The sequence below is a fragment of the Achromobacter sp. genome (assembly GCF_036567245.1).
Lineage (GTDB): Bacteria > Pseudomonadota > Gammaproteobacteria > Burkholderiales > Burkholderiaceae_B > Achromobacter.
In genome coordinates this window covers 1-4,853 of sequence record NZ_DATCUY010000037.1, presented here as the reverse complement: position 1 = coordinate 4,853, position 4,853 = coordinate 1, and the positions used below count along the sequence as shown (strand labels likewise).

Genomic DNA, 4,853 nt, shown 5'->3' with positions numbered 1-4,853 from the left:
CGCAGCGCAAGGCGCCGGCCACGGCGTCCAGCAGCGCGCCCAGCAGCCGCGGCCGGACGGCTTCGAAGGCGTCCCAGAAAACCGCCTCCTGACGGCGGCGTGCCGCTGGGATCGTTGGCAACGTGATCACGAGCGCCCGGTCAGCCAAGTCCGGCCGTGTGGCGATGGCGTCGATGCCGTTGAGCAAAACCGGCCGGCACAGGTTTATGCTGACCTCGTCGAGGTCGGAGTAGAGCTTCCGCCTTGACCAGCCGGCGCCGGTGAGCAGCCTGCACAGAATGTCCGACTGGTCATTGGTGAGTCCTGATAAATTGTCCATCGCCAGCACGTACGAAACCGCGGCAGCGATGACCCAATCGTCGGCGGTGCGCGGCGGCGCCTTCAGGGGCACGTCGGCTGGATCGACCAGCGCGCGCAGCACTCGGGCGGCTGTGGACTTGCCGGCGCCTTGCTCGGCCTGTAACACCAGGACCGGAAACGGCCCGCGCCCGCCCAGCGCACCCAGCAACCAGGCCACCACGAGCCGAAATTCGGCATCGGCCACATTCACGAACCCGCGAAGCTCGGCCACGCTGCCGCCGCGCTGCGGCTCCGGCAGGGGCGCCATGCCGGCCCGGCGAACGAAAGGAACGGGCGAGCGGTCCAGCACCCGCCAGCCTGCGCCGGTGATTTCCAGAACGCGCCAGCGATCATCCGCGAGGTCGATCAGGACACGATCTGGAAACCTGGCGACGCGCAGGAATACGTCCCGCTGACGGCCTTCGAAGCGGGCGCGCGCGTCCAGGGTGGCGAGCACGTCCCGCAGCGGCTGTGCGGGTAGTCCGCGACCCGTGGCGGCAAGGTAGCGCCGCTGTACCAGGTCAGCCCCAGCGCGCGACTGGATCGCCCACACCTCGCGCCGGCCGTCGTATTCGGCGGCGAAGTGGCCGGTGCCGGCGGTGTCGTGGAACAGCTCGAGGTCGGCCGTAAGCGCCAGCACCACGTCGAGCGATGAGCGGCGGCCGCCTTGGGGTGTTTCCGATGCGTCTTCATCGCCGTCGGGGGCGTCGATGCGCGGGCCTTCGGTAGCCGGGGCGGTCGCGGCCGGCGCGGCGGCGGCTGGGTCGGCTGGCGCGGTCGGATCGGCAGCGGCTGTCAGTAGGGCGCGCAGGGCGTCCACACCCTCGCGCTGCGCGTAATCGGCGATGTCTGAATTTTTCGGCCAACCGTCGGGGAGGGCGGCAACCATTGCGCCAAGCTCGCCAGCGATGGAGCGTGCTTCGCTTTCTTTCCCAACATCTGGGACCAACACCAAACGGGCAGCAGGGTCGCGTTCGCGCTGCGCCTGCGCCTCGCGCCGTACATTGCCCCAGCCGAAGGCCACGATGGCTGCATGGCCCGTCGCCTGGTGCGCTGCCCACCCGGCGCCGATGCCCTCAACGATGTAGGCAACGCCGCCCGGCGGGCACTTGCCGACGATGAAACAGCCTTCGACCGGGTGCCGGTACAGGTTCAGCTTGGACGGCTTGCCGGCGGCCTTGAGGCGCGCGGCGACATCGGTCGGCGCAATGAACTGAATGGTGATCAGCGTCCCGTCGAGCCATACCGGAACCATGAGCCAGCCAACCAACGATTCGCCGAGTTGCCGCAGGCAGTCGCCGTCGGGGACGACCCGCAGGCCGTCCGGTCGGCCATTGTTGGCCACGACGTAGGAATGACCTACAGCGGGCATGCCGCGCGCCCAGATGGCAGCGGGCTGGTAGTCAGGATCAGCGGGGATCGCGGACTTGCGCTTGCGTTCGGCCTCGGCTGCTGCAGCCCGTTTGGCCAGCTCCGCCGCTGTGGGTGGCGGTGGTCGGGGCGCGTTCGGGTCCGGTCGCCAGCCTTCCGCCTTCGCCATATAGAACAGCGTGCCGGGGCCGATGCCGCCATCGGCGCGGAAGCTGCGCCACGTATCGCGGGCGGCGCGCGCGTCATAAGTTTTGCCGCCCGCGCTCCATGCGTCGAAGTCCTCGAAGCTCAGCCCGGCCGCGTGGGCGGCCTGGCCTTTGCGGACCCACTCCGCCCGCGGGCAGTCTGGCGACATGTGAAAAAACGCGTCGCGCTCCCGCTCGAGGGGATCGGCCGCACCCGGCGGGGGGTTGTGAGTTGCCACCCAGACTTACCGCGGCGCGGCGGGCTTTTCAGTCACTCCGGCGGGCGCCGCCTTCGAAAATTGGCGCTCGTGTTCCTCAAGATCGGCCAGCCGCCAGCGGGTGGTGTTCGGGCCGACGTGCACGGGCGCCGGCAGGCGGCCTTCGGAAACCCAGCGCCAGATCGTGCCGCGAATGACGCCATATCGGGCGGCTAAGTCTTTGTCAGACAGGTAAATTTTCGATGTCACAGGAACGCTCCGTAAGCAATGGGGCGCTCCGATATTTAACGTGCTACAGCCGGCGGTCAAAGAGTAGAAAAATGCCGCGGACTTGGGAATTTTCTTGTTCTTGAAGGTCCGGGCAGGTGAACGTCGCCCGGACACGGCTCCCAATGACGGAAGCCATGACGCACGATGACGGAAGGAATGACCGTTCCGTCATCCGCAACTCATTGATTCTTCTGGCGAATGACGCAATGACGCAAATGACGGAAATTCCTGAACTTTAGGTTGCGAGTGGGCCGACTTCGCGGACCTCGCCCGGACACGGCTCCCAATGACGGAAGGAATGACGCACGATGACGGAAGGAATGACCGTTCCGTCATTCGCAAGTCATTGATTCGTAGGACGAATGACGCAATGACGCAAATGACGGAAATTCCTGAACTTTAGGTTGCGAGTGGGCCGACTTCGAGGACGTATTCGAACAGCCACCATTCCAGGCAGAAATCGGCCAAAGTCCTGATGACCAGCCACCGGCGTCGCGGCGGTATGTCGTGTGCACTGGACCCAAGGAAGTCGCGCAGCAGGATGGTGTCGCGGTCTCCGTCGTCGCGTTGAAGGTGCTGCGAGTTGCTGATGCCCCGGTCGCTTTCGATGATCTGGTCGATGATGCTGCCCAGGTCTTCAAGCACCTGCCACGGATTGGCGGCCGACATCGGGTACTTGCCTTCGGCGCGGCCCCTGTTGAACACCTTCTCAGACTTGGCAAGGTCGCGGGCGTCGATCTTCGGGTCGCGCCCTTTCGGCCGGCCACGGCGGCGCCCTTTGGCCGGCTGCGCCAGCGCGGCGCGCAGCTCGGTATCGAGGGCTGCGGCAGCGATAGGGTCGTAATTCCTATCGATGACGGGAAGGGCAATCGCCACGGTTTCTTGAAAGGCTTTCGCGGGTTCTTTGAGCGGTAGAACTGCATAAACCAGCGAGGCCAGCATCAAGGCATCGCTGTCGCTCAGGCCCTGTTGCAGCAGCGAATACCACCAGAGGTCGAATAACACTTCCGTGCGCGTGTAGGTGGCAGGCGGTTGCGCACCCGCCCCGGACGTAGCGGCCAAGTAATCAAGAAGTGGTCTGCCGATGGCAGGCAAGTAATCGGTCAGCGGCTGTCCCCGCTCGGCGAGGCGGGAGCGCCCAAAACAGGCGATCCAAGGCACGGCCTGCGGGTCCAGCCAGGCGGGCACGCGTGGGCGCTCGTCGGCCGCCGGCTCGGGCGGACTGTCGATTGAGCGGCCAGTGTTGAATTTGTTGATGGCGGCGCTGCGGAAAGACGCGCGGGGGTCTCGGCTGCGGGTCACGGTCCTGTCTCGTTCCGCCGGCTGCGCTCAGGCGGCCCGCTCGTCGGCCGCCGGCTCGATCCGCGCCCGCTCGGCCTGCCACAGGTCCAAGTCGGCCTGCATGCGCAGCCACACCCCCGACCCATTGCCGCACAACCGGCCAGGGCGCCGGGCCATGTCGGTGACGCTCAAGCCAAGTGCCGGGCGCAGGTCATCGCGCAGGACGGCGCCGGGGCGCACAGGCCGCATGCCGGGCGGGCGGCGGCGGTCAACGTTCATCATCTGGCACTGACAGCGGTTCCAGCAGCCGACCGTCCAGACCGCGGGCGCGGACCGGTCGGCCGTACTGGTCTTTGCCAACGCCCGGCCCGTAGCCGTCGGGTTCGACCTTCACCGCGCCGGGCACGGGCTGCCCGTCGGCGGTTTCGTACTGGAAGGCCCGGCCATAGCGGTCTGCATGCACGCCGGGTCCGTAGCGGTCTTCGCCATCCCATGCCCACGCCGCGATAGGCAGCGCCAGCAGCACAGCGGACAGCCGGTTCATGCTCGGTTACCCGCGCGCCGCAGTGTCACCACGTCGGCCCCGGCTTTGAGGCGGTCCAGGTGATCGGCCCAGGCCTGCATCATGCGGCGGCGTTCGTCGATGAACTTCGTCCGGTTGTAGGCGCGCCCCAAGGCGTCCGGCACTGCATGCGCCAGCTGGTGTTCGATGACTTCCGCGGCAAATCCCAGCCGCTCGTGCAGCAGGGTGCGTGCCACCGCCCGCCAGCCGTGGCCGGTCAGTTCGGTGCGGGTGTCGATGCCAAGGCGCCGGTAGGCGGCATTGATGGCGGCATCTGACATCGGCCGGCCGGCGCCGCGTGCGCTCGGGAACACGTGCCGGCCGTGGCCGGTCAGCGGGTGCAGGTCGCGCAGGATGGCCAGCGCCTGCCGGCTCAGCGGCACCAGGTGTTCGGTGCGCGTCTTGCTGGTGGTGAAGCGCCACTCGGCGGCGTCCAGGTCTACATCGGCCCAGCACATGGTGCGCAGCTCGCCCGGCCGGCAGAACAGCAGCGGCAGCAGCCGCAGCGCGGCGGCGACCACTGGCCCGCCCTTGAAGGCTTCGGTCGCGCGCAGGATTTCGCCCACCCGCGCCGGATCGTCGGCAGGGGCGGCCATGTGCTGCGGATTGGCCGGCGTCAAGGCGCCG

General features: G+C 67.7%; 6 protein-coding genes. All 6 read right to left on the bottom strand.

Annotation, left to right across the window (positions count from 1 at the left end; all coding sequences use genetic code 11):
• Positions 1-2,134, bottom strand: a 2,134-nt coding sequence (locus VIR09_RS01385; protein ID WP_332011054.1) for a PriCT-2 domain-containing protein, incomplete at its 3' end; no start/stop codon positions are given.
• Positions 2,135-2,140: 6 nt separating this feature from the next.
• On the bottom strand, positions 2,141-2,362 hold the full coding sequence (locus VIR09_RS01380; RefSeq protein ID WP_332011052.1) for a helix-turn-helix transcriptional regulator: 222 nt from the start codon (positions 2,360-2,362) through the stop codon (positions 2,141-2,143).
• Between the two features lie 420 nt (positions 2,363-2,782).
• Positions 2,783-3,685: a hypothetical protein gene (locus VIR09_RS01375; protein ID WP_332011050.1), complete on the bottom strand. Its 903-nt coding sequence runs from the start codon at positions 3,683-3,685 to the stop codon at positions 2,783-2,785.
• Between the two features lie 27 nt (positions 3,686-3,712).
• Positions 3,713-3,946: a hypothetical protein gene (locus VIR09_RS01370; protein ID WP_332011048.1), complete on the bottom strand. Its 234-nt coding sequence runs from the start codon at positions 3,944-3,946 to the stop codon at positions 3,713-3,715.
• On the bottom strand, positions 3,933-4,208 hold the full coding sequence (locus VIR09_RS01365) for a hypothetical protein (protein ID WP_332011047.1): 276 nt from the start codon (positions 4,206-4,208) through the stop codon (positions 3,933-3,935). Before VIR09_RS01365 ends, VIR09_RS01370 begins: the two co-directional genes overlap by 14 nt.
• A partial coding sequence (locus VIR09_RS01360) for a site-specific integrase (RefSeq protein ID WP_332011045.1) occupies positions 4,205-4,853 on the bottom strand: 649 nt, incomplete at its 5' end. The genes VIR09_RS01365 and VIR09_RS01360, both read right to left, overlap by 4 nt.